This window comes from Streptomyces sp. Mut1 (assembly GCF_030719295.1).
Lineage (GTDB): Bacteria > Actinomycetota > Actinomycetes > Streptomycetales > Streptomycetaceae > Streptomyces > Streptomyces castrisilvae.
This window is the reverse complement of the sequence record NZ_CP120997.1, coordinates 103,187-125,022: the sequence shown is the minus strand read 5'-3', so window position 1 is coordinate 125,022 and position 21,836 is coordinate 103,187. Positions and strand designations below refer to the sequence as shown.

19 protein-coding genes, 1 tRNA gene and 1 pseudogene are annotated in these 21,836 nt (G+C 71.8%); 6 read left to right on the top strand and 15 right to left on the bottom strand.

Going from position 1 to position 21,836, the window contains the following annotated elements; translation table 11 throughout:
* Positions 1 to 32: 32 nt before the first annotated feature.
* Positions 33 to 1,937 carry an RICIN domain-containing protein gene (locus P8A18_RS00535; protein WP_306050662.1) on the bottom strand — a complete coding sequence of 635 codons (1,905 nt, stop codon included), beginning with the start codon at positions 1,935 to 1,937 and terminating at the stop codon, positions 33 to 35.
* A 227-nt stretch (positions 1,938 to 2,164) separates the two neighbouring features.
* Between P8A18_RS00535 and P8A18_RS00530 the strand changes: the two genes are divergently transcribed.
* From P8A18_RS00530 to P8A18_RS00515, 4 genes are all read left to right on the top strand, one after another.
* Positions 2,165 to 2,836 carry a TetR/AcrR family transcriptional regulator gene (locus tag P8A18_RS00530; protein WP_371933625.1) on the top strand — a complete coding sequence of 224 codons (672 nt, stop codon included), beginning with the start codon at positions 2,165 to 2,167 and terminating at the stop codon, positions 2,834 to 2,836.
* 54 nt (positions 2,837 to 2,890) lie between these two features.
* A tRNA-Gln gene (locus tag P8A18_RS00525) sits at positions 2,891 to 2,962 on the top strand.
* A 3-nt stretch (positions 2,963 to 2,965) separates the two neighbouring features.
* Positions 2,966 to 5,257, top strand: a complete 2,292-nt coding sequence (locus P8A18_RS00520) for a hypothetical protein (RefSeq protein WP_306050660.1) — start codon at positions 2,966 to 2,968, stop codon at positions 5,255 to 5,257.
* Positions 5,258 to 5,402: 145 nt separating this feature from the next.
* Positions 5,403 to 5,918, top strand: coding sequence for a hypothetical protein (locus P8A18_RS00515; RefSeq protein WP_306050658.1), 516 nt, complete (start codon positions 5,403 to 5,405; stop codon positions 5,916 to 5,918).
* A gap of 76 nt (positions 5,919 to 5,994) precedes the next feature.
* Here P8A18_RS00515 and P8A18_RS00510 read toward each other — a convergent pair.
* The 11 genes and pseudogenes from P8A18_RS00510 to P8A18_RS00460 all read right to left on the bottom strand — a co-directional run.
* A pseudogene (locus P8A18_RS00510) lies at positions 5,995 to 6,189 on the bottom strand (ADP-ribosylglycohydrolase family protein); the annotation flags it as partial.
* Between the two features lie 90 nt (positions 6,190 to 6,279).
* A complete protein-coding gene (locus P8A18_RS00505) occupies positions 6,280 to 6,462 on the bottom strand; it encodes a hypothetical protein (RefSeq protein WP_306050656.1) in 183 nt (60 codons plus the stop codon).
* A gap of 63 nt (positions 6,463 to 6,525) precedes the next feature.
* On the bottom strand, positions 6,526 to 7,932 hold the full coding sequence (locus P8A18_RS00500; RefSeq protein WP_306050654.1) for a phosphomannomutase/phosphoglucomutase: 1,407 nt from the start codon (positions 7,930 to 7,932) through the stop codon (positions 6,526 to 6,528).
* Complete coding sequence (locus P8A18_RS00495; RefSeq protein ID WP_306050652.1) at positions 7,913 to 9,535, bottom strand: glycoside hydrolase family 13 protein; 1,623 nt, start codon at positions 9,533 to 9,535, stop codon at positions 7,913 to 7,915. Before P8A18_RS00495 ends, P8A18_RS00500 begins: the two co-directional genes overlap by 20 nt.
* On the bottom strand, positions 9,532 to 10,773 hold the full coding sequence (locus P8A18_RS00490) for a Gfo/Idh/MocA family protein (protein ID WP_306050651.1): 1,242 nt from the start codon (positions 10,771 to 10,773) through the stop codon (positions 9,532 to 9,534). The genes P8A18_RS00495 and P8A18_RS00490 overlap by 4 nt, the downstream gene beginning before the upstream one ends.
* Positions 10,770 to 11,849 carry a glycoside hydrolase family 130 protein gene (locus tag P8A18_RS00485; RefSeq protein WP_306050649.1) on the bottom strand — a complete coding sequence of 360 codons (1,080 nt, stop codon included), beginning with the start codon at positions 11,847 to 11,849 and terminating at the stop codon, positions 10,770 to 10,772. The genes P8A18_RS00490 and P8A18_RS00485 overlap by 4 nt, the downstream gene beginning before the upstream one ends.
* 5 nt (positions 11,850 to 11,854) lie before the next feature.
* A complete protein-coding gene (locus tag P8A18_RS00480; RefSeq protein WP_306050646.1) occupies positions 11,855 to 12,712 on the bottom strand; it encodes a carbohydrate ABC transporter permease in 858 nt (285 codons plus the stop codon).
* Between the two features lies 1 nt (position 12,713).
* The gene (locus P8A18_RS00475) at positions 12,714 to 13,649 is read right to left on the bottom strand and encodes a carbohydrate ABC transporter permease (protein ID WP_306050644.1); all 936 of its coding nucleotides are present in this window, start codon (positions 13,647 to 13,649) and stop codon (positions 12,714 to 12,716) included.
* A complete protein-coding gene (locus tag P8A18_RS00470) occupies positions 13,646 to 14,938 on the bottom strand; it encodes an extracellular solute-binding protein (protein ID WP_306050642.1) in 1,293 nt (430 codons plus the stop codon). Before P8A18_RS00470 ends, P8A18_RS00475 begins: the two co-directional genes overlap by 4 nt.
* An 89-nt stretch (positions 14,939 to 15,027) precedes the next feature.
* Complete coding sequence (locus P8A18_RS00465) at positions 15,028 to 16,047, bottom strand: LacI family DNA-binding transcriptional regulator (protein WP_306050640.1); 1,020 nt, start codon at positions 16,045 to 16,047, stop codon at positions 15,028 to 15,030.
* A gap of 234 nt (positions 16,048 to 16,281) precedes the next feature.
* A complete protein-coding gene (locus tag P8A18_RS00460) occupies positions 16,282 to 16,980 on the bottom strand; it encodes a ScbR family autoregulator-binding transcription factor (RefSeq protein WP_306060603.1) in 699 nt (232 codons plus the stop codon).
* A 551-nt stretch (positions 16,981 to 17,531) separates the two neighbouring features.
* Here P8A18_RS00460 and P8A18_RS00455 point away from each other — a divergent pair.
* Positions 17,532 to 18,212, top strand: coding sequence for an HAD family hydrolase (locus tag P8A18_RS00455; protein ID WP_306050638.1), 681 nt, complete (start codon positions 17,532 to 17,534; stop codon positions 18,210 to 18,212).
* Positions 18,213 to 18,250: 38 nt separating this feature from the next.
* Here the strand turns inward: P8A18_RS00455 and dhaL are convergent, their stop codons facing one another.
* The 3 genes from dhaL to P8A18_RS00440 all read right to left on the bottom strand — a co-directional run bounded on the left by dhaL (position 18,251) and on the right by P8A18_RS00440 (position 21,130).
* A complete protein-coding gene (dhaL, locus tag P8A18_RS00450; protein ID WP_306050636.1) occupies positions 18,251 to 18,913 on the bottom strand; it encodes a dihydroxyacetone kinase subunit DhaL in 663 nt (220 codons plus the stop codon).
* Between the two features lie 55 nt (positions 18,914 to 18,968).
* Positions 18,969 to 19,967 (bottom strand): dihydroxyacetone kinase subunit DhaK, encoded by a 999-nt coding sequence (locus P8A18_RS00445; protein WP_306050634.1) that lies wholly within the window; start codon positions 19,965 to 19,967, stop codon positions 18,969 to 18,971.
* 218 nt (positions 19,968 to 20,185) lie between these two features.
* Entirely contained in the window at positions 20,186 to 21,130 is a 945-nt protein-coding gene (locus P8A18_RS00440) for an aldo/keto reductase (RefSeq protein WP_371933624.1), read from the bottom strand.
* Positions 21,131 to 21,181: 51 nt separating this feature from the next.
* On the opposite strand from P8A18_RS00440, the gene P8A18_RS00435 reads away from it, so the two are divergent.
* Positions 21,182 to 21,682: a tetratricopeptide repeat protein gene (locus tag P8A18_RS00435; protein WP_306050630.1), complete on the top strand. Its 501-nt coding sequence runs from the start codon at positions 21,182 to 21,184 to the stop codon at positions 21,680 to 21,682.
* Positions 21,683 to 21,836: the final 154 nt, after the last annotated feature.

Below are 21,836 nucleotides of genomic sequence, written 5' to 3'. Positions count from 1 at the left end.
GCGATGCGAAAGGGCCGGTGGTCTCGGCGGTGTCAGTGCTCCAGCGAGAATGTCTGGGCCGACGATCCGTCGCACTGCTGCTGCGACAGCCGGGCCCCATCGGCGGTGGACGCGCCGTCCACGGACAGGCACTTGCCGCTGTTGCGGGCGACGAAGCGGTACGTGCCGGCCGCGCCGGAGGGCTCCGCGCTCCACTGCTGGTTGGTGCCGCCCACGTACGACCACAGGTGCACCCGGGTGCCCGCGGCGGTGGCGCCGGGGCCGCCGTCGACGTCCCAGACCTTGGTGTTGTGCCGGTTGACGACCTGGTAGGTGCCGTCCCCCGCGGGCCGGAACTGCCAGCTCTGGTTGGCCCCGTCGCCGCAGCTCCACTGCTGGAGCGCGGTACCGTCGGCGGTACCCCAGTCGGCCGCGTCGAGGCAGGCGCCGCTGTTGCCGTTCTTGACCCGGTACCAGGCGGCCGAGTCGATGGAGCTGTCGCCGGGCGGATCGGTGGTCCCGCCGTCGGTGCCGTTCCACACGAAGGTGGCGACCGCGCCCGCGGGCAGGGTGTAGACGAGGGACCTGCCGTTGTCGGTCAGCGAGAACTGCTGGGCGCCCGAGGCCGTGTTGACGACGTACGCGGCGCGGGTGCCGTCCGGGTTCTGGAAGGCGACGTTCTCCACGCCGCCGTTGCCCTGGCTGGTGGAGCCGATGCGGGTGGCGCCGGGCTCGACGAACTTGCTGACGTGCCCGAGCACGTAGTACTCGGCGTTGCGCGTCACGTTGCCGTTCGCGATCTCCACGACACCGTTGCAGCGGTCCGCGCACCCCCCCTGGTGGGGGCCGCCGTTCTGGTCGAGGGCGAGGTTCCAGTCGACGACGGTCTCGCCGCCGTTGCGCATGTTCTGCACGACGAGGTTCTCGGCGTGCCACTTGAGGGTGTCGGCGAACGTGGTGGACCGGTTGTCGCTCTCGGTGCCGGAGCACTCGGTGAAGAAGACCCGCTTCCCGGCGTCGACGACCTGCTGCTGCGCGGAGGGATCACCGCCGTAGCAGTGGAAGGCGGCCCCGATCACCCGGCTGATGCCCGGTGTCCCGTTGAACACGTCGACCGGGTAGTCGGGGTGGTCCCAGTTGTGGTCGAAGGCCAGGAGGTTCGTGGGCAGGCCCGCCGCGGTGAGGGCGGGGTCGAGCACCTTGAAGAAGTCGGCCTGCTGGGAGGCGGTCATGGTCATCGACGGATAACTGGCGGCGAACTCGGGTTCGTTCTGCACGGTGAGGTCCGTCAGCGTGATGCCCTGCTGCCCGTACGCCTGGATCGCCTTGACCAGGTAGTCGGCGTACGCCTGATAGCTCTCGGGCTTGAGGCTGCCGCCGTTGAGCGCGTTGTTCGTCTTCATCCAGGCGGGCGGCGTCCAGGGGGTGCCCATGAAGCGGATCGCCGGGTTGACGGAGGTGGCCTGCTTCAGGACCGGGATGATCTCGGCCTTGTCCCGGTCGATGGAGAAGGACCCGGGGCTGTCCTCGTACGTGTAGAGGCTGCTGTCGGCGTTGAAGTCGCTGCTGCCGAGCGGCTGGCGCAGATAGCTGAGCCCGATTCCGTCGCCACCGGCCGAGAACAGCGAGGTCATCAGCGCGTCGCGCTTGTCCTGCGGCAGGCTCTGGATGAGGTGGGCCGACGCACCGGTCACCGAGGCGCCCGCCCCGGTGAACCGCTGGCCCTTGCTGTTGCCGTCGACCCGGATGTCGACGCTCTGCGGTGAGCCGGTGAAGGCGACGGTGCCCTCGGCGGAAAGTCTCTTCGCGCCGTCGGGCGTGGTGACCCATACCTGGGCCGTGGGATCGGCGGCCTGGGCGACCGTACCGCTGCCGGCCAGGCCGATGGCCGCGACGGCCATCGCCAGGGCGGCGCCGGCGGCGCGTGCGCGGGGACGCGGGGGACTGTTGTGGGACATGTGCGGCTCTCCTTCGGTCATACCTGGGGGGAGGACATGGCGCATCCCTTCGCGCCGTTGCGGGGCGTGTCTCCTTGGGATGACGGCGACATGAAAGCACACTCACTAAGTGGTTAGTAAGTAGTCGGTACGGCTTTGCTGCCCGGTGCCCGGGGCCGCGACGGCTCCCTGGTCAGCGCCCCGGACGCACCGCCCGCCCGGCGTGGACGCCGGTCTAAGCTGGCCCGGTGAGCAACCAGTCAGCGGGCAGGTCCGGCCGGACGGCCAAGCCCCGCACGCCCCGAAGCCCGGAAGCCCAGCAGCGGCAGCGGGACATCCTGCACATCGCGATGAACACCTTCGCCGCCCGCGGCTACAACAACGCCTCGCTCGCCGAGATCGCCGACCGGGCCGGCCTGACCCAGGCCGGTGTCCTGCACTACTTCCGGTCCAAGGCGCTCCTGCTCACCAGCGTCCTCGAACTCCGCGACCAGTCGGGCATCGAGCAGCTGGGCGCCGGCCGCCCACAGGGCCTCGCCTTCCTGCGCCACCTGGTCGACACCGCGCTGCGCAACGCCGAGCGCGAAGGGATCGTCCGCCTCTACGCCGTCCTGTCGGCCGAGTCCGTGACGGACGACCACCCGGCCCAGGACTACTTCCGCGACCGTTACGACGGACTGCGGGCGTTCGTCGCCGACGCCCTCCGCGAGGCGTGCGAACTCCCCGACGAGGACACGGAGACGGCCGAGAACGCCGCCAACGCGGTCATCGCCGTCATGGACGGACTCCAGGTGCAGTGGCTGCTCGCGCCCGGCTCGGTGGACATGGCCGCCTCGACCGACCTCGTGGTCACCGCCCTGCTGACGTCGCTCGCCCCCCACCGCTTCGGCCCGGACGGCGAGATCCGGCCAGGCGGATAGCAATACGCAATACGCTTGTACGATCTTCGTCCCCGCGTCTAGCCTTCACGGCATCGGCGTGTAGCTCAGCAGCAGAGCACCGGGCTCTGGTCCCGGAGGGCGCAGGGGCAGAACCTGCCACGTCGGCTTATGGACGCCAACCACGCACGCGCCGAGCGGGAGTTCCCCGCGGGGGCCGACGGATCCGCCGCCTATCCCGAAACCATGCGGGCCCGCGCCTTCCTCACCGCGCGCACCCACCACGACGCCGGCACCCGCGAACGCGCCGGCCACCGCTCCGACCGCTGGCGGGCCGTGCTCGCCGGCATGGCGGACGGCACCCTGACGATCGGCTCCCGCACCCCCGTCGCCGGGCTGCCCGCCTGGGTGACACCGGAGGTCGTCAGGGGCGGATTCGTCACCTCCGAGCCGAGCGCCGGAGGCCCGCTCCAGCCGTACGAGCACGAACTCGCGGCCCACGCCGGGGTACCCGCCGAGCGCCGGGCCCTGTTCACGTACTGCCTCACCGAGGCGGGCCTCGCGCGGCTGTACGCGCTGCTCGACAGCGGCCGCTACGAGATCACCGTCCCCGAGGAGGGCGCCCTGCTGACCGTGGCCTGGCTGGTGCGGGCCCAGGACACGCCCGGTGCGCTCGAACTCGTCGAGACCCTGGCCCCCTTCGCCGACCGCCTGCGCTTCACACCCCGCCCCGCCGCCCTGCCGGCGCCCACGGCCCGAGCGGTCCACCGCCGCACGGTCGCCGAGGCAGGCGCGACGCTCGCCCGCCGCCGGCCCAACACCGCGATCGAGACTCAGCGCGAGGCGCTCACCGTCTGGCAGCCCTTCGCCGACGAACTGCTCACCCACTGGCTGGAAACAGCCGGACCCGGCCCCGTTGCGGACCGGGCACCCGACGGCACCTGGCGGGAACGCGGCGCGGCCCTCCTGCGCCGCTACCGCGAACTCGCCGCGGCCCACACCCTGTGCACCGCCCACCGCGACCCGAAGGGGAACGCGGGCATTCTGCGCGGCGCCCTCGAAGAGACCGTCGTCGGCCGCCCGCTCGCGCCCCGGCAGCTCGGACTGCTGCGGCACGCCGTGGAATCGATGGTCCGCAAACGAGGCCGCCCCGGCTCCGCCCGGCACACCGAACTACGCGTACGGCAGGCGGCCCAGGCCGCCCAGCCCTCGCACCACGCCTTCGCCCAGCTGATCCTGCACCGCCTGTCGGCCCTCGCCCAGCACACCGGCGCGGCCGACACCGCGCCGCTGGTCACCGCGGTGTCACCCGACGAGGCGCGGCACACCGGACTGCCCGCCGGGGCGGCGGTCCCGGCTCCCCTCCGGACCGTGGTCGAGAACGCGCTGAGCGCTCCTCCCGCCACCCTCGTGGAACGCGGGGTCGTCACCTCCGCCGAGGTCCTGGCCGAGCTCGTCCCGCAACTGGTCGCGTCGACCGGCGCGCAGTCCTACCGGGACGAGGCGCTGCGCACCTTGATGGCCGCGCACTACCGGGCCTTCCGCAACCGGCGCTCGCTGCTCCTGCTCGACCTCGCCCGGCAGGTGCGGGCCGACGAGCTGCCGTGGGTGCGCGCGACGGCCGCGTACCGGACGGGCGACGGCCGCCATCCCGCGCGAACGGCCCTGTGCGAACTCGGCGAACTGGCCGTGCAGGCCTTCCCCGGGACCCTCCTGCCCAACCCCCTGATCCGCGAACTCGGCGTGCTGGCACGGCAGGCCGAGACCGACGCGCCGTTCGTCGAGGAACTGGCCGTCGATATCTTCATGGGCACCTTCACCCCCAAGTTCCTGGCTGCCGCCGGGGTCGCGGCGGGGCTGCTCGAAGGCACCCTGTACGCGCGCTACTACGGCATCGACTACGCCGCGGTCCGCGACCTCGCGGCCACCCGGGCGGCCGGAGCACGGACCAGGACCGCGCCGGACTTCGCGAAGCTGTGCACCGAGCGGGCCGGGCAGATCCCTGGCAGCCGAGGTTCCTCCCTGGCCGCGAGCGGCAGCGTCATCGAGCAGGCGCAGATCCTCACCACGCACAACCTGGCCACGCTGGTCAGCCGCGTCGGCATCAGGCCGGAGCCCGGCTGGGAGCACCTCGCGGGCGCCTGCTTCCGTACCGTGTGCCAGCTGACGGCCCGCGTCCACGGCAACCCTCGCCCACTGGCGACGATCAAGGACGCGGCATACGCCTGGCGCCAGATGATCTTCCACCTCTCGCTGTGCGCCCCCGCGGCGCAGGCCCGTGCGATCAGCCGCCTGGACGAGGCGGCCGCCCGGCACCCCGGCCACGTCTCGGCCCGGCTGGCACCAGCCCTGACCGGCCTGCGGCAGACCGTGGCCGGCGGCGTCCCGGACACCGGGGAGGGCCGGCTCCTCCTCGGCTGGAGCACTCGGCGCCACTGGCTCCATCCGGCCCGGCCCGCCTGACCGGACGGGCCGACCGGTGGAGCCCCCGCGTTCGTGCGTTCCAGTGAATCGCGGGCGTGAGGCGAACCGTTCCGCCGCGCGGGCCCGTTACCCGTGGGGTGCGAGCGCACCCACGCACACGACGAGCAAGGGTGTGAAGCAGGCGATGACGAACATGGACCGCAGGAGCATTCTGCAGCTGACCTCGGCGGTGACCATGGCCGGGGGACTGGTGGCCGGGGCCGGCGGGACGGCCCACGCGGCGCGCCGGGCCGACCGCCGGATCACCCTGAAGGGCAAGCGCACGGGCGCGAACATCCCGGACGTGCTCACGGCCGGCGTCCCGTACTTCGTCCGCTACGACCTGTCGGACGAGGAGGGCCGCGGCGTGGGCACCGAGAACGCGCACTGCCTGCCCGTCACCGTGGGCACGGACGGCTCCTACGTCATGGCGACACTGGTCCTGAGCCTGGACGACGGCATGATCACCGCGGCCACCGCCTTCCAGCGTCCGCTCCCCGCCGTGACCGAGCTGCCGACCGGCTCCCCCCGGTGGACCCACGAGTTCGCGATCACCGGCGGCACCCGCGGCTACGTGGGTGCGACGGGTTCGATCACGATCGAGCACCCGACCCGGGACGACGACGTGCTCACCGTCGACCTGACCGACGCCACGCAGTAGCGGGCCCGCTCCGCGTACCCGGTGGCCTGTCACACGGAGAACGGCGTGCGGGCCACCGCTTCGCGCGCCGGCCCGTTCAGCCGCACAGACGGTGCGCCAGGCCGGCCAGATCCGCCGCACGCAGCACCCGCCCGCCGAACCCCGGCAACGGCACGTGCAGCAGTCGGGTCCACCGGTCGGGGATCGCGTCGAGCCCGTAGTACGCCCCGGCGAGTCCTCCGGTCACCGCGGCCACCGTGTCCGTGTCACCGCCGAGGTCGACGGCCACGCGAGTCCGCGACCAGGACGGCCATCTGCGTGTCGTCGGTGGCCTCGCCGGGGTCCCAGCCGCCGCCTCCGCCCATCTCCCGCTGTACGCGCTTCATCGGCGCAGGCCGTCCGCTGCGGGTTCGTACGGTCCGTAGGTGCCGTCCTGGAAGGTGAGGAACGTCGGCCCCGTCCCGTACTCCTCGCGGAAGCAGCCGCCGAGGCCGGCCTTGAGGACCGGGCCCGGAGTGTCGCCACGAAGGAAGCGGTTGAAGACGACTTCGAAGTGGAGGCTCATGGGGCCGCATTGTGCCGGGTGACACTGACCGGACCGGCCACGGCGGCCCGTGGCCGACGGGCGTCAGCCCCGCCCGTCGGCCGTGCCGCGGACCGTCACCAGGACCTCGTCCCTGACCGCGCGCATGAGGGAATCGGTGCGCGCCTCCACGTTCAGCCGCAGCAGCGGTTCCGTGTTGGACGGGCGGAGGTTGAACCACCAGTCCGGGCCGCTGACGGTGAGGCCGTCCAGGTCGTCGGCCACCGTGTCCGGGCGGCACTCCCACACCGCGCGTACGGCGGCGGTGCGGGTGGCCTGGTCGGTGACGGTGGAGTTGATCTCGCCGGAGGCGGCGTAACGCTCGAAGCGGCTGGTCAGCGCGGACAGCGGGCCGCCCTGCGTGCCGAGGGCGGCGAGGACGTGGAGGGCGGCCAGCATGCCGGTGTCCGCGTTCCAGAAGTCGCGGAAGTAGTAGTGCGCCGAGTGCTCGCCGCCGAACACGGCACCGGTCCGGGCCATCTCGGCCTTGATGAAGGAGTGGCCGACGCGGGTACGGACCGGGGTGCCGCCCGCCTCACGGATCACCTCGGGGACCGCGCGCGAGGTGATGAGGTTGTGGATGACGGTCGCGCCCGGGTGCCGGTCCAGTTCGCGCGAGGCGACCAGGGCCGTGACGGCGGACGGCGAGACCGGGTCGCCGTTCTCGTCCACGACGAAGCAGCGGTCGGCGTCCCCGTCGAAGGCGAGCCCGAGATCGGCGCCCTCGGCGCGCACCCGGGCCTGGAGGTCCACGATGTTGGCGGGCTCCAGCGGGTTCGCCTCGTGGTTCGGGAACGTACCGTCGAGCTCGAAGTACATCGGTACGACCGTCAGCGGCAGCCCGGCGAGGACCGTGGGCACGGTGTGTCCGCCCATGCCGTTGCCCGCGTCGACCACGACCTTCAGCGGCCGGACGGACGACAGGTCCACCAGGGAGTGCAGATACGCGGCGTAGCCCGTCAGGGTGTCCTGCTCGGTGACGGCACCCGCGCGGCCGGCCGGGGCCGGCGCCCCATGGTCCGACCACCGTTCGACCAGGGCGCGGATCTCGGCGAGACCGGTGTCCTGGCCCACCGGCTCCGCGCCGGCCCGGCACAGCTTGATGCCGTTGTAGCGGGCGGGGTTGTGCGAGGCGGTGAACATCGCGCCGGGCAGTGCGAGCGAGCCCGAGGCGTAGTACAGCTGGTCCGTCGAGCAGAGGCCGATCCGGGTGACGTCGGCGCCCTGCGCGGTGGCGCCACGGGCGAAGGCGTGAGCGAGACCCGGGGACGAGGGCCGCATGTCGTGGCCCGTCACGATCGCGTCCGCCCGCGTGACCCGGACGAAAGCGGCACCGAACAGTTCCGCCGTCGTCTCGTCCCACTGGTCGGGCACCACGCCGCGCACGTCGTACGCCTTGACGAGTCCGGACAGGTCGGTGCGGGGCGGCGGGTCAGTCACGGGCGTTGTCATCGGTGTCTCCTCGGGCGGGACGGGAAGGGGGCGCGGCAAGGAACCACGCGGCGGTGTCGGGCGGCAGCGCGTCGCCGTCGAGCGGACCACTGCTGAGCAGCGGACGGCCGGACACACCGAGCGCGGTGGGACGTACGGGCTCGGAGCCCGCATTGACGACACACATCAGCTCACCGCGCCGGAAAGCGATGACGGGTGCGTCCGGGGCCGAGAGCCAGACCGGCGGGGCCGCCGGGTCCGGCGCCGGATGGGCACGCCGCAGCCGCAGCGCCGCCCGGTAGAGGGAGAGCGTGGAACCGGGGTCCCGGTCCTGCGCGGCGACGGTGAGCCCGGCCCAGCCGGCGGGCTGCGGCAGCCAGGTGTCCTCGGGCGCCGCCGAGGTGAAGCCGTACGGCGGGTGCTCACCGGACCACGGCATAGGCACACGCGCCCCGTCGCGGCCGGCCTCCGTGTGGCCCGAGCGTTCCCACAGCGGGTCGCGGACGCGGTCGACGGGGACCGCGGCCTGGGGGAGGCCCAGCTCCTCTCCCTGGTAGAGGTACGCGGACCCGGGCAGCGCCAGCATCAGCAGCGCGGCCGCACGGGCGCGGGCCGTGGAGCCGTAGCGGGTGACGGGGCGCACCGCGTCATGGCTGGAGAGCAGCCAGGTGACGGCGGCGCCCGGCACGGCGAACGAGCCGTCGATGACGCGGCGCAGCTCCGCGGCGTCCCAGGCCGCCTCCAGGAAAGCGAAGTTGAACGCCTGGTGCATCTCGTCGGGGCGGATGTAGCGGGCCAGCCGCGCCGGGTCGAAGACGGCGGACTCCGCGACCATCACCCGGTCGCGCGGGGCGACGGCCCCGGCCGGCGCCGGATGGGTGTCGAGCAGCGCCCGCCACTCCCGGTAGAGCGGGTGCAGCTCCTCCTGGTCGTAGTACGGCATCAGGTGGTTGCGCAGGGGGTCGGTGTGCTGCCCGGGGCCCGCGTCCGGCAGCCCCTCCGCCTTGAACAGGGCGTGCGCCACATCCACCCGGAAGCCGTCCACGCCCCGGTCGAGCCAGTGGCGCAGGACTTCGGTGAAGGCGTCGCGCACCTCGGGGTCGCGCCAGTTCAGGTCGGGCTGCTCGGGCGCGTGGAGATGGCAGTACCACTCACCGTCCGCGACCCGCGTCCAGGCCGGTCCGCCGAAGGCCGACCGCCAGTCGTTGGGCGGGAGTTCACCCGCGGCGCCACGGCCGGCGCGGAACAGGTACCTCTCCCGCTCGGCCGCCCCGGGGCCCGCCGCGAGCGCGTCGAGGAACCACGGGTGACGGTCGGAGGTGTGGTTCGGGACGAGATCGACGATCAGCTTGAGGCCCAGCTCATGGGCGCGGGCGGTCAGCCGCCCGGCATCGGCGTCGGTCCCGAGATCCGCGGCCACCCCCGTGTGGTCGGAGATGTCGTAGCCGCCGTCGGCCAGCGGGGACGGGTAGAAGGGTGTGCACCACACGGCGTCCGCGCCCAGCTCGCTGATGTGCTCCAGGCGCGCGGTCAGTCCCGCCAGATCGCCGGTTCCGTCCCCGTCCGCGTCGGCGAAGGCCCGCGGGTGGACCTCGTAGCAGACCATGTCCTGCCACCAGCTCATGCCGGCACTCCTTCGGACGGGACGCGGCCGGCCGCGGCCAGGGCCGGTCCCGGGGCGAGGACGCTCTGTTCGGCGCCGGTCGCGGCCGCTACGGTGGCCGCCTCGGCGACCGCCACCGCGGCGAACCCGCTGACCGCGTCGGCCACCGGACGCGTGCCGTCACGGGCCGCCCGGACCAGGTCCGCCATGGCCGCGCGCACGCTCTGCGCGTACACGTACGGCTTGCGGGCCTCGCCGCCGAGGTCGAGGACGGCACGCACACGGTGCGGAACCGAGCGCTCCTCGCCCCGGCCCCGGGCCGGCGCGGCGGAGCCGGCGTTCCGCTCGACGCGGACGGCGATCCGTTCGCCGCCGTGCGGCCGGAACCCCGCGACGGCCAGCAACTCGTCCTGGAGTCCTGGGAGTTCCTCCCAGGCGCGGGCATCGTCCTCGTCGGCCCACGCCGTGATCTCCGCGTGGACGGGAATCCAGCCGCTGATCCGGGTCTCGGCGAACCCGTGGTCCAGGCGCATGAGCTGGCGCTCCGCGCGATGGGCATGGGTGAAGGAGTGCAGATGCGAGGCGAGCACACCTCCGGGGTGCACCACATCGGCACTCACCAGATCGACCGGGCCGCCGGGGCGGCCGACGGCCGTGGCCCGCACGGCGACCGGGTCGGACCCCAGCAGCGCGCGGGCGGCGTCGAAGAAGTGGACGCCGTGCTCGATGAAGATGCCGCCGCTGTGCGCCTGGTCCCAGAACCAGTGGCCGGGCCCCAGATCCTCGTCCGACGCGTCGTTCTCGAAGAGGAACCGGCGAGGGCGCGCGAGCAGCCCCCGCCCGGTCAGCCGCTCCACGGCCCGCAGCAGCGGGTTGTACCGCAGCACATGGTCCACGACCAGGGCCCGCCCGGCGAGCCGCGCCTCGTGGGCGACCGCCGACGCGTCCTCGGTCGTGGTGGCGAGCGGCTTCTCGCAGAAGACATGGCGCCCGGCCCGCAGCGCGGCGGTGGCCAGCTCGGCATGGGTGGCCGGCGGCGTGGCGATCAGCACGGCCGCCACGTCGTCCCGCTCCAGCAGCTCGCCGAGCGAGCCGAGCGCCGGGACGCCGTGCCGCGCCCCGAGCCGCCGGGCACGCGCCGGCGACGGGTCGGCGACGGCCGCCAGACGCAGACCGGGCAGACCGGCCACGGCGTCCAGGACGAACCCGGCGAACCCGCCGCAGCCGACCAGGCCGACACCCAGGGCGCCGCCGGTCACGCCGTGCGCTCCAGGAGGGCGACGCCGATGTGCGCGTCGGCCATCCCGTAGAACACGTACAGCAGGCCGTCGACCTCCTCGATGGCCGTCGGGAACACGACGTTCGGCACGGTGCCCGAGACCTCCTCCTCGGTCTCCGGCGCCATCAGCGGCCGGTCCGAACGGGCGATCACCCGCGAGGGGTCGGCCGGGTCGAGGATCATCGCGCCGGCCGCGTACGACACGCCCTGGTTCTGCGCCCACGGGTCCTCGATGGAGCCGGACACACCGTGGTGGATCAGCAGCCAGCCCTCGGGCACCCGGATCGGGGCGGGGCCGCCGCCGATCTTCAGGGACTCCCAGGGGAACTCCGAGAGCGCCAGCAGACGGTGGTCGCGCGGGCGGGTCAGGGCGCTGATGTCCGCCTCCACCTCGGCGACGGGCACGTAGCTGATCCAGATGCCGGGCCGCTCGTCGGTGACACCGGCGGGCAGGTGCACACCCTCACCCGGCCGGAACCAGCCCAGGTCCCACATCGGACGGTGCAGCATCGCGTACGCCATCCCGCCGTCCGGGCCCGGGACCGGCTCGGGGAAGTGGACGACGTCCTTGTTCGGGAAGAGGTTGAGGTCGGTGTCCAGATCCGGCTGGTACGCGAACTGGACCGGGCCGAGCCGTGTCCAGTCGGTGAGGTTCTCCGAGACGGCCAGCGCCGGCTTCGGGCCGAGCGGGCCGTAGGCGACGTAGCTCATCACGTGCTTGCCGAGCGAGGGGACCCAGGTGACGCGGGGGTCCTCGACCCCGGCGTTGTTCTTGCCGCGCTCCCAGCCCTCGTCGGGGGCGAGGACGGTGCCGCGCCGCTCGACACCGCTGGGCACGCCCGCCTCGTCGAAGGCGACCTCGGCGAGGCCGACGCGGGAGACGTTGCCCTCGGCTACCAGGCGCGGCAGCAGGTGCAGCTTCCCGTCCGGGGTGCGGCCGGAGGCGGGGTTCAGCACACCCTCGACCTCGTTCGCCTCACCGGCCAGCGGGGACATGACCACACCCTTGCGCACCATGCGGTAGGGGATGCGGGTGGCGGTAGTGGTGTTGCTCATGGCGTTCAGCCCTTTACTCCGGAGTCGATGTCGGTAGAGGTGAAGTGGCGCTGGAACAGGAGGAACAGGACCACCGCGGGGAAGGCCAGCACACAGGCGCCGGCCAGCAGGGCACCGGCCGGGTTGGCCACCGTGCCCTGAAGATTGGAGAGGAAGCTCGCGAGGGAGACGGCCAGCGGCTGCATGTCCGCGTTCTTGGTGACCAGGAACGGCCACAGGAACTCGTTCCACGGACCGATGAACGTCAGCAGCAGCGCGGTCAGCACGGCGGGTCTGGCCATCGGCAACGCGATCCTCCACAGGATGCGCAGCTCGCTCGCGCCGTCGATCCGGGCCGCCTCGAACAGCGACTGCGGCATCTGGGCGAAGAACTGGCGGAAGAGGAACACCGCCGTCGAGTTGATCGCGAAGGGAAGGATCATGCCGAGGTAGTTGTCGCCGAGCCCGTAGTCGCGGACGACGAGGACGTACAGCGGCAGGGTCAGCAGCTGGAACGGGATCATCTGGACGAGGAGCAGGGCCGCGAAGACGGCCCCCTTGCCGCGGAAGCGCAGCTGCGCCAGCGCGTATCCGGCGAGCACCCCGAAGACGAGCGTGCAGATCAGCACGCCGATGGTCATGATCCCCGAGTTGAGCAGGGACCGGCCCAGCGAGATCGCGCTGTTGACCGCCGCGTAGTTGTCGCCGGTCAGGCCGGACGGGACGGCCGCGGACAGGTCGCCGACCGTCGTCCCGCGCAGCGAGCCGACGATCATGTAGTAGAAGGGGAACAGGAAGGCTACGGCTCCGAGCGACAGCAGGACGTAGCGGACCGCGCCGCCTGCCCGGAAGCGGCGGGCGGGCCGGGATGTGGTGGCGCTCATGTCAGTCGCCCCTCTCGGTGAGCTTGCGGGCGGCGAGCGACACGATCATCACGAAGGCGACGAGAACGACGCCGAGAGCGGCCGCGAAGTCGGGGTGGCCCTGCTCGATGCCCTTCTGATACATCAGCAGGACGGGCGAGGTGGAGGAGTGGTCCGGGCCGCCGCCCCCGGTCAGCAGATACGGCTCGCTGAACAGGTTGGCGCCCGTGATGATCGCGTAGATCACGACGAGCGTGGTCGCGGGCCGCACGCCCGGCACCGTCACCGAGAAGAACTGCCGCACCCGCCCGGCGCCGTCCATGGCGGACGCCTCGTACAGCTCCTTGCCGACGTTCTGCAGCGAGGCCAGATACAGCATCACGAAGAAGCCGAGCTGCTTCCAGGTCACGAAGACGGCGATCATCGGCATCGCGAGGTGCGAGTTCACCAGCCACGAAGGGTCAGGGGCGTGCGATCCCAGCAGGTGGTTGACGAACCCGTCCGAGCCGAAGAGGAACTGCCACACGGCCACCAGGGCGACGCTCGCCGTCACGTACGGGACGTAGAACGCCGCACGGAAGAACGAGCGCCCCCGGATCTTCGCGTTCAGCGCGGTCGCCAGGACGAGCGAGAGGCCCACCGTCAGCGGCACGTTGATGACCAGGAAGATCAGGATGTTGAGGAACGCCTGGCCGACGACGGGATCGGTGAACACGTCCCGGTAGTTCGACAGACCCACCCAGGGCGAGTCGATCTTCGTGCCGGGCGCGGTGAAGTAGAAGCGGTGGAAGGAGATCCACACCGTGTAGACCAGCGGCACGGCGAAGACCACCACGATGAACAGCACGTACGGCGACACGAACAGCGCCCCGACGCGGGAGAGACCGCGGTCCTTGCGGCGCGGGGCGGGCCCGCTCGTACGCACGGCGCCGGGCGCCGCGTCCAGGTTCACGCTCATGACGGGTCCCCGTACTCGTTCAGCAGCTCGGTGATCTCGGACGAGGCGTTGCGCAGCCCGGTCCGCGTCGACTCGCGGCCGAACACGACCGACTTCGTCCACTCGTCGCGGAAGGCCTGCCAGATGTCGATGGAACCCGGCACATTCGGCACCTCGACGACGCGCTGCGCCTGGTCGGCGAAGGCGCGGTACGTCGGGTTCGCCTCGAAGTAGCCGGCGTACTCGGACGTCAGGTCCTCGCGCATCGGCATCTGGCCGGTCGCTTCGAGGAACTTCCCGTCCTGCGCGGTGGAGGTCGCGAACTTCAGCACGTCCCAGGCGGTGGCCCGGTTCTCGCAGGAACTGAACATCGCCGCGGACTTCTCGTCACTGAAGGAGTAGGTGCCGCTCGCGCCGTCGGCGGTCGGCACCGGCACGACACCGATGTCCACACTGTCCTTGTACGCGGCGACCGCCCAGGGCCCGACCGTCGCCATGGCGGCCTTGCCGTCGTTGAGCGAGTCGCCCGGATACGCCTCCTGCGGTGCCAGCTTCTGCGCGTACAGCGTCCGCCAGAACTCCGCGACCCGGTGGCCCGCCGCCGAGTCGAACTGCGGCTTGCCGTCCTCGATCAGCTGCTTGCCCCCGCTCTGCGCGGCGAACGCCGGATAGAAGTCGTACCAGGGCTGGAAGAAGTCGCTGCTCGGTGAGGGCCAGATCGCCGCCTTCGCGGCACCGCTGCGCACGAGCGTGCGGGACGTTTCGAGGAAGTCCTTGTAGGTGGCGAGCTTCGGGTGCTCGGGATCGAGGCCGGCTTTCGCGAACAGCTTCTTGTTGTAGAGGATCATGACCGGGTTGCTCTTCCACGGCAGCTGGTAGAACGCGCCGTCGGGGGAGCGGTACTGGCCGGTGAGGCCGCCGCCGCGCTCGGTGATGTACTTCTCGCCGTCCGGGAAGTCACTGAGGGAGACGAGCCCGTTCTGCTTCTGGAACGTCGGCACCGCCGCGGGCGAGGTGTTGAAGGCGAGACAGGCTGTCGTCCCCGCGATGATCGAGGCGCTGATGGCCTCCTCGGAGGTCTTGCCCGCCGGGATCTGCTGCGCCGTGACGTGCTGGCCGGGATGGCCCGCGTTCCACGCGGAGACCATCGCCTTGCCCCACTGCACTTCCTGCGCGTTGTTGGAAAGCCAGACCGTGATCGGGCCGCGCGCCTCGGCGGCGGTGGCCGGATCGGGAGCCGACCGGCCGCAGGCCGTCGCCGTGCCCGCCAGAGCGAGCACGAGCAGCGCGTACGCCGTTCTCCTCAGCATGATTGATCTCCGAACTGTTCACGCGTGGCCTCGTCGCCACACGGAATTCCCGGCCGTCGCCGGCACGACCGGTACGTTTGCCCGGCGCGTCAGCGGCGGGGAGCGGGCCCCATCGAAGCGCGGGGCACGAACTGGGCCGGTGGCAGCCGCACATGATCGGCGACGCCCTCGGCGACGACCGCGTCCAGGGTGCGGGCCGCGGCCTCCCCCCAGCCCCGCGCGTCGGCACGCGCGGAGGCGAGCGGCGGGTAGCTGTACCGGGTCAGGGGTGCGTCGTCGTAGCCGACCAGCGACAGCTGACCGGGAACCCGGACACCCAGCTCCTGGGCGACCGAGAGCCCCGCCATGGCGGCGAGGTCGTTGCCGTAGACGATCGCGGTCGGCGGCTCGGCGGACGTCAGCAGCTGTCTGGTGGCCTGTGCGCCGCCCTCGGGGGTGAACCCTCCGGGCAGCACCGGCGCCTCGGGCAGGCCGAGTTCGCGCAGGGTCTGCTCCCAGGCGGTCCGGCGCCGGTGGGCGTGCAGGAATTCCTGCGGCCCCTCGACGTGGGCGATGTGCCGGTGACCCAGCTCCGCGAGATGCCGGACGGCGGCCGTGTAGGCCGGCTCGTCGTCCAGACTCACCGCGGCCAGTCCGCCGCCCCACTCCGGCTGGCCGACCACGACGGCGGGCAGACCGAGCTCCCGCAGAAGGGCGGGGCGCGGATCGTCGCGGCGCAGGTCGGTCAGGAGGACCCCGTCCACCTGCTGCTCCGCGGCCAGCCGCCGGTAGACGCCCTGCTCCTGTCCGGGAGTGGTCACATGGACCATGAGCCCGTCGCCCCGCCGGCCGATGACGGCCTCGACGCCGGCGATGAACGCGGGGAAGAAGGGGTCGGCCCCGATCTGCTCCGGATCGCGCGCCAGAACGAGACCGAACGCGCCGGCCTTGCCGAGTGAGAGCGCCCTGGCCTTACGGCTGGGGGTCCAGCCGAGCTCCTGGGTGGCGGCGAGGATACGCCGCTTCGTCTCCTCGGCGACACCGGGCCGGTCGTTCAGGGCGAAGGAGACGGTGGCACGTGAGACGCCTGCCCGACGGGCTACGTCCGCGATGGTGGGTTTGCGTGCCATGGCGCCTGAACTTTCCTGCCGGTGGACCGGTGACGGCCCGCCTTCAAACCGGTTTGACTTCTCGAACGAGGTCAACCAAACCGGTTTGAGGATGGGGCGTCAAGATGTCCGAGTGCGTGATGCGCGTCACGCGGATGGCGGTCCGGGGCGCGAGGCCGGACGGCTGTACGGCAGGGTCCGGGGGTCGGCGCGGCTGCTGACTGCGCCCTGCGGGCCGGCCCGGTGGCGGGTGGTTCAGGTGGCGGCGGACGCGGCCGATTTCGGTGAGGGGTCCGCCGCCCTGCTCCGGTCCCGGGCACTCGTCTGCGCGGGAATCCGGGCCCGTGCCCGGGTGAGCAGGGCCGCCGGATCGGGATGCGCCTGCAAGGACGCGAGGACCAACTGCCACCACTGGTCGAGCCGTTCGCGCCAGTCCCACCTGCCCGGCATCTCATCGGTCAGGGTGCAGTGCCCGTAGAACCCGCATACGAGTGTCACGGCAGCCGCCGACGGCTCGATGCCCTCGGCGAGTTCGCCTCGCGTACGGGCCTGCGCGAGGAGCCGGGTGGCGGCGAGGGCCCAGGCGCCGAAGGGCGTGGGCACGGGGGCCTCGATGGCGCGGCGCTCGGCCCACAACCGCGCGCCGGCCCGCGCCAGGACGTCCTCGCTGAGCGACTGCGCGACACCGAAGCTGAGGGCGACCAGCTTCTCCAGAGGAGGGACGCCCGGTGCGGCGTAGGCGGCGACGAGCTGCGGCCAGGTGGCGAACTGCTCCCTGACCACGGCAAGCGCGAGTTTTTCCTTGCTGGAGTAGTGGAAATAAATCGCTCCACTCGTCTTTCCCGAGTGATCACTTATGTCATTGACACTCGTTCCCGTATATCCGCGTTCGACAAATAGATGTGCCGCTGATTCCAGCAAAAGTTTGCGAGTTGCGCGCGCCCTGTCCTGCACCTGTTCCACCTTCGCTCAAACGTGCTAGCGCTGCGACGTGAAGGTTCATTCCACTCCTCCGTTGAGGGTGTAGTCGCATCGCGCGAAGATCCTATTATTCCTTGCGTGGTGCGCGTCCGGGCGGCTCCGCGCAATCTGACGTTATGTCGGAAGAAACGTTTCGGTAGGTGTGTGGAATCCACCACCGATCGAAGCGGAGATGAGCCTGAAAGCCCACTTCATCAGGCGTGTTGCCCGTATGGCGGTTGTCGGCGCGCTTCCCTTCGCGGGTCCCTGCGGAGTGCGGCCGGCCGAGGCCGGGACTTTTCAATGCACTCGAATTGGTGATTGCGGAAATTGAAGTCGCCAAATTAACGTAACGACCATGATGTTTCGGACCGGCCGTTTCCACAGGCCTATGTCCGGCACGGCGTGATCAGCGGATCGAGCTGATCGCAGTAGCCGCAGGGCAGCGCCTGCATCCGATTCCCACCCCTCACGCGTGCCCACTGGGCACCCGTCTGCGCCCCCATCCCGAACCGGTCGGCGCAGCCTCCGAGAACGGCACTTACATGACAGCTGATCAAATCCTTTCCTGGTCTCCGTCCGCCATCGTCTTCGACTGCGACGGAACCCTGATGGACACAGAACGACACTGGCAGGAGGCCCGGAACATCACCTTCCGGATCTTCGGGCTCAACCCGCCCCCCGGTTTCGCCGACCGCGCGAAGGGCGTGCACTACACCGAGTGCGGCGCGCTCATGGCGCAGGAGACCGGCAAACCGGACCTGGTCGACGACCTCGCCGGCACGCTGCTGAACACCTTCACCGCACTGGTCGACCAGGACCCGGTGACCATGCCGGGAGCCGCCGCCCTGGTCCGGCTGGCCGCTCGCCACCGCCCGCTCGCGGTGGCGAGCAACTGCCCCCGCTCCATGGTGGAGTCGTGCCTCGCCCGCGCGGGACTCCTCAGCTGCTTCCAGCACGTGGTGGTCCCGGGCGACGACGTACGGCCGAAACCGGAGCCGGACGTCTACAGAGCGGCCGCCCGCCTCTGCGGCGTGCCGCCGCACGAGGCGCTGGCCGTGGAGGACTCGCTGACCGGCATGGAGTCGGCCCGCCGGGCGGGCCTGCGCGTGATCGGCATCGGAACGCGCCCGCCGGGCCCGGACGCAGAGCTGGCGGACCTCTGGGTCGCGAGCCTCGCCGACTCCGAACTGCTCACATGGGCCCGCAGCCGGCTCGGCGAATAGGCACGGTCCGGCCCGGAACCGTCGGACAGGGCGCCCGGTCAGCCGTCGGTGAGGTGGGGTGCCAGAGACCGCACCGTCCCGGCGGCGGAGGCGAAGAACAGGGCCACGCCCACCGCCCCGGGATCCGGAACCCCGGTCGCGCGCTCGCCCAGGTAGCTCGCCCGCCCCATGCGCGCCGCCTGTGACGCCGTCTCCCGCACGCCCAGCCACGCCCCGTCGGCAGCCGCCGCCAGGGCAGTGGCGGGCGGTGCGTCCTGCGCCGTCCGCAGTGCGGCGGCGGCCGGGGCCAAGGCGTCGACCAGCGTCTTGTCCCCGGGCGCGGCGTCACCCACCCGGCGGATGGCGGCCAGACCCTGGGCGGCGCCGGTGGCGAGCGCGTCGGCCGTCAGTCCGGACCCGGCACCGGCCGCCCGGCTCAACGCCTGGAACAGCAGGCCGAACAGAGGCCCGCTGGTTCCGCCCACCTCGTCGAGAAAGGCAGTGGCCATGGCGCCGAGATACTCCGCCGGACCGGCCGAATCCGCGGCCCGGTCGAGCAGCAGGGCCGCGGCCCCGACCCCGGCGGCGAGGTTGGCACCGAAGTCGCCGTCGCCCGCCTGCTGGTCGAGAGCGGTCAGTTCGGCCTCGGTTGCGTACACCGAGGCGGCGAAGCGCTCCGCCCACTCACGGGTCCGCGCGCCGTCGAGAGCGTTGCTCGTCATGGGCCCTCCTCGTGCTTCCGGTTCCGGGATGCCGGGAGCCCGGCCCGCCGTCCGCTCACCACCGCAGAGCCGGGGTATGGACCGGCGCATCGTAGAAATTCAGCGTGGCCTCGTCGGCGGCCATGAGAGTGAGGGAGAAACCCCGCATGTCCAGTGCCGTCACATAGTCACCGACCAGTTGCCGGGCGAGCCGCACCCCCCGGTCGTCCAGCACCCGGCCCAGCTCACCGAAGATGCCGTACAACTCCAGGGCGGTGACCGAACCCAGCCCGTTGACGAGGACCACGACGGACTCCTCGGGTCCGGGCCGCACCGCGTCCAGCAGAGCGCCCGTCATCTCCTCCACCAGGTCGCCCACCTGACCCTGGTCCCGGGTCCGGGCGGCGCGCTCCCCATGGATGCCCACCCCGTACTCCAGCTCACCGGCCGGCAGCACGAACGCGGGCTCACCGGTGGCCGGAGAGTGATGGGCGGCCGAGGCGGCGGCAAGCGTGCGGCACCGGCCCGCCAGGGCGGTGCCGAGCTCCGCCAGCCGCCCGTGTCCCATGCCGGTGTCCGCGGCCGCGCCCAGCACCTTCTCCAGCAGCACCGTCGCGCCCGTACCGCGGCGCCCGGCCGCGATGCTCTCGGACTCGGTGGCGAGGTCGTCGTCGACCAGTACCCGCGAACAGGTGATTCCCGCGTCGGCGAGACGTTCGGCCGCGATGCCGAAATTGATCCGGTCACCCGTGTAGTTCTTGACGATGTGCAGCACACCTTCCGGCCCCGCCACCGCGAGCGAGGCACGGAAGATCTGCCGGTTGTGCGGAGAGGCGAAGATCCGCCCGGGGCAGGCGGCGTCCAGCATGCCCGCTCCGACGTATCCGGCGTGCAGTGGTTCGTGCCCGGACCCCCCGCCCGACAGCAGGCCCACCCGCCGTCCGGGCGCCGTGTGCCGGGCGGTGACATATCCGTTGGCGGAGTCGTAACGGACGAGATCCGCGTGTGCACGGGCGAAGCCGGACAGCGCGTCGGAGACGAGGTCACCGGTGCCGTTCTCGAAGTACCTGGCCATATGCCGCACCCATCCCGTCCCTGGCGGTGAGGCCGGACGAGCCGGACCCGGACGATACGTCCATGGTGCGGGTAACGGTCCGCATGCGGCAACTCGCGCTACGTGTGCCGCGCCGGCGGATTCGTCACGACTGGTGCTCGCGGTTCTCGGGATGCGCAGGGTGGAGGGCGGGCGAAGGCGATGACGGCATGGGGGGCCGGGGCCGGCCGCATACGCCGCTACCGCGCCGCGGCGAAGCGCGCCATGTGCCCGTCATCGAGCCGCACACGGTGGGCGGCAAGTGCTTCCTCGACCTGTTCCACCCGGCTCGCGCCAACGATGGGATCGATTCCCTGGCGCATCAGCCAGGCGAGGACCACATGGTTCCGTGTGGCCGACAGCTCCCCGGCGATGTCGTCCAGGACCGTGAGGACCCGCGCGGTCCCGGGGCGATCGTAGGTGGAGGGAAGCGGCTTGTCGGCGCGCACGTACGAACCCCACATCAGCGAGCTGTACGACCACACCGCGAGCCCCTCCGACCGCGCGAGGTCGAGATCCTCGGCGGTGAGCAGCCGGTGGCCGCCCTCCGCGAGAGGGGTGAGCGGGCGGGGCTGAACGAGTGAGTGACGCAGTTGCAGGGCCGTCCACGGCGTTACACCCCGCTCCCGCGCCAGCGAACGGCCGCGTTCGACCCGCCACGCGGCGTGGTTCGCCGCTCCGACCCGTGCGGCCACGCCCTTCGCGGCCAACTCCCCGAAGGCGCCGACCGTTTCCTCCAGCGGAACGCCACGGTCCTCCGCGTGCGCCCAGAGCAGGTCGACGTGATCGACTCCCAGGCGGCTCAGGCTTTCCTCCACACCCGAGTGAACGGCGCGCGCCGAGAGACCTTCGGCGCTCTGCGGCGCGTGCGGGACGAGCGGGTTGTGCCGGACCTTCGTCGCGATCCGCACCGTGTCGCGTACACCGGGGCGGGCCCGGAGCCACGCGCCGATCACCTGCTCGCTGGCGCCGCCGACACCGCCGGGGTCGTTCCAGAAGGAGTAGCAGTTGGCGGTGTCGAGCCACACACCCCCACCCGCGACGAAGGAGTCGAGGACCGCGAAGGCCCGGTCGGGGGCGACGCGCGTGCCGAAATCCATGGTTCCCAGGACGACCTGGGGGCCGGTGATATCCATGCCCGTCATGGTGGGACGTGAAGTGCACTCCAGGTCAAGCGCTCCCGCGACAATGGAGCCATGAGTGAAGCGACGCGAGACGATCTGCTGAGAGCCGCTGTCCGACTGCGCGAAGAGGGACGGCCGGAAGAGGCGCGGAAGACACTGGTCGCCCTCGCGGCCGGCCATCCTCACGACGCCGAAGTGGCCTACCAGACCGCCTGGGTCCATGACGTGCTGGGGCTGGAGGCCGAAGCCGTCCCCTACTACGAACAGTGTCTCGGCACGGAGGGCCTGACCGCCGACGACCGGCACGGCGCATACCTCGGGCTCGGCAGCACCTACCGGATCCTCGGACGCTACGCGGACGCCGTCAGCACGCTCGGACGTGGCCTCGCCGAGTTCCCCGAGGACGGCGCGCTGCAGACCTTCCTCGCCATGGCCCTGTTCAACACGGACCACCACCACGAAGCCATGCGGATCCTGCTGAAGATCATTGCGAGGACGAGCGACGATCCCCGCATCCGCCCGTACCGGCCGGCCATCGAGCACTACGCCCAGGACCTCGACCAGACGGTATGAACCGGAGCCGGCCGGGCGCGCGGCACTGGCGGCGGTGGGCGTCACTACCCGCTGCTCACGGCCGTCCTGACCGGCTACGCGGCGGCCCTCGCCTTCCTGACGCGACGAGGGCGCGCGTGCAGGTCCCCGTGCACACCGACCGACAAGGCTTGTA

Excerpts from the sequence above, each read along its gene's own strand:
- P8A18_RS00535 (WP_306050662.1), bottom strand. The coding sequence starts at position 1,937 with ATGTCCCACAACAGTCCCCCGCGTCCCCGCGCACGCGCCGCCGGCGCC.
- P8A18_RS00520 (WP_306050660.1), top strand. The coding sequence starts at position 2,966 with ATGGACGCCAACCACGCACGCGCCGAGCGGGAGTTCCCCGCGGGGGCC.
- P8A18_RS00515 (WP_306050658.1), top strand. The coding sequence starts at position 5,403 with ATGACGAACATGGACCGCAGGAGCATTCTGCAGCTGACCTCGGCGGTG.
- P8A18_RS00505 (WP_306050656.1), bottom strand. The coding sequence starts at position 6,462 with ATGAGCCTCCACTTCGAAGTCGTCTTCAACCGCTTCCTTCGTGGCGAC.
- P8A18_RS00500 (WP_306050654.1), bottom strand. The coding sequence starts at position 7,932 with ATGACAACGCCCGTGACTGACCCGCCGCCCCGCACCGACCTGTCCGGA.
- P8A18_RS00495 (WP_306050652.1), bottom strand. The coding sequence starts at position 9,535 with ATGAGCTGGTGGCAGGACATGGTCTGCTACGAGGTCCACCCGCGGGCC.
- P8A18_RS00485 (WP_306050649.1), bottom strand. The coding sequence starts at position 11,849 with ATGAGCAACACCACTACCGCCACCCGCATCCCCTACCGCATGGTGCGC.
- P8A18_RS00480 (WP_306050646.1), bottom strand. The coding sequence starts at position 12,712 with ATGAGCGCCACCACATCCCGGCCCGCCCGCCGCTTCCGGGCAGGCGGC.
- P8A18_RS00475 (WP_306050644.1), bottom strand. The coding sequence starts at position 13,649 with ATGAGCGTGAACCTGGACGCGGCGCCCGGCGCCGTGCGTACGAGCGGG.
- P8A18_RS00470 (WP_306050642.1), bottom strand. The coding sequence starts at position 14,938 with ATGCTGAGGAGAACGGCGTACGCGCTGCTCGTGCTCGCTCTGGCGGGC.
- P8A18_RS00465 (WP_306050640.1), bottom strand. The coding sequence starts at position 16,047 with ATGGCACGCAAACCCACCATCGCGGACGTAGCCCGTCGGGCAGGCGTC.
- P8A18_RS00455 (WP_306050638.1), top strand. The coding sequence starts at position 17,532 with ATGACAGCTGATCAAATCCTTTCCTGGTCTCCGTCCGCCATCGTCTTC.
- dhaL (WP_306050636.1), bottom strand. The coding sequence starts at position 18,913 with ATGACGAGCAACGCTCTCGACGGCGCGCGGACCCGTGAGTGGGCGGAG.
- P8A18_RS00445 (WP_306050634.1), bottom strand. The coding sequence starts at position 19,967 with ATGGCCAGGTACTTCGAGAACGGCACCGGTGACCTCGTCTCCGACGCG.
- P8A18_RS00440 (WP_371933624.1), bottom strand. The coding sequence starts at position 21,130 with ATGACGGGCATGGATATCACCGGCCCCCAGGTCGTCCTGGGAACCATG.
- P8A18_RS00435 (WP_306050630.1), top strand. The coding sequence starts at position 21,182 with ATGAGTGAAGCGACGCGAGACGATCTGCTGAGAGCCGCTGTCCGACTG.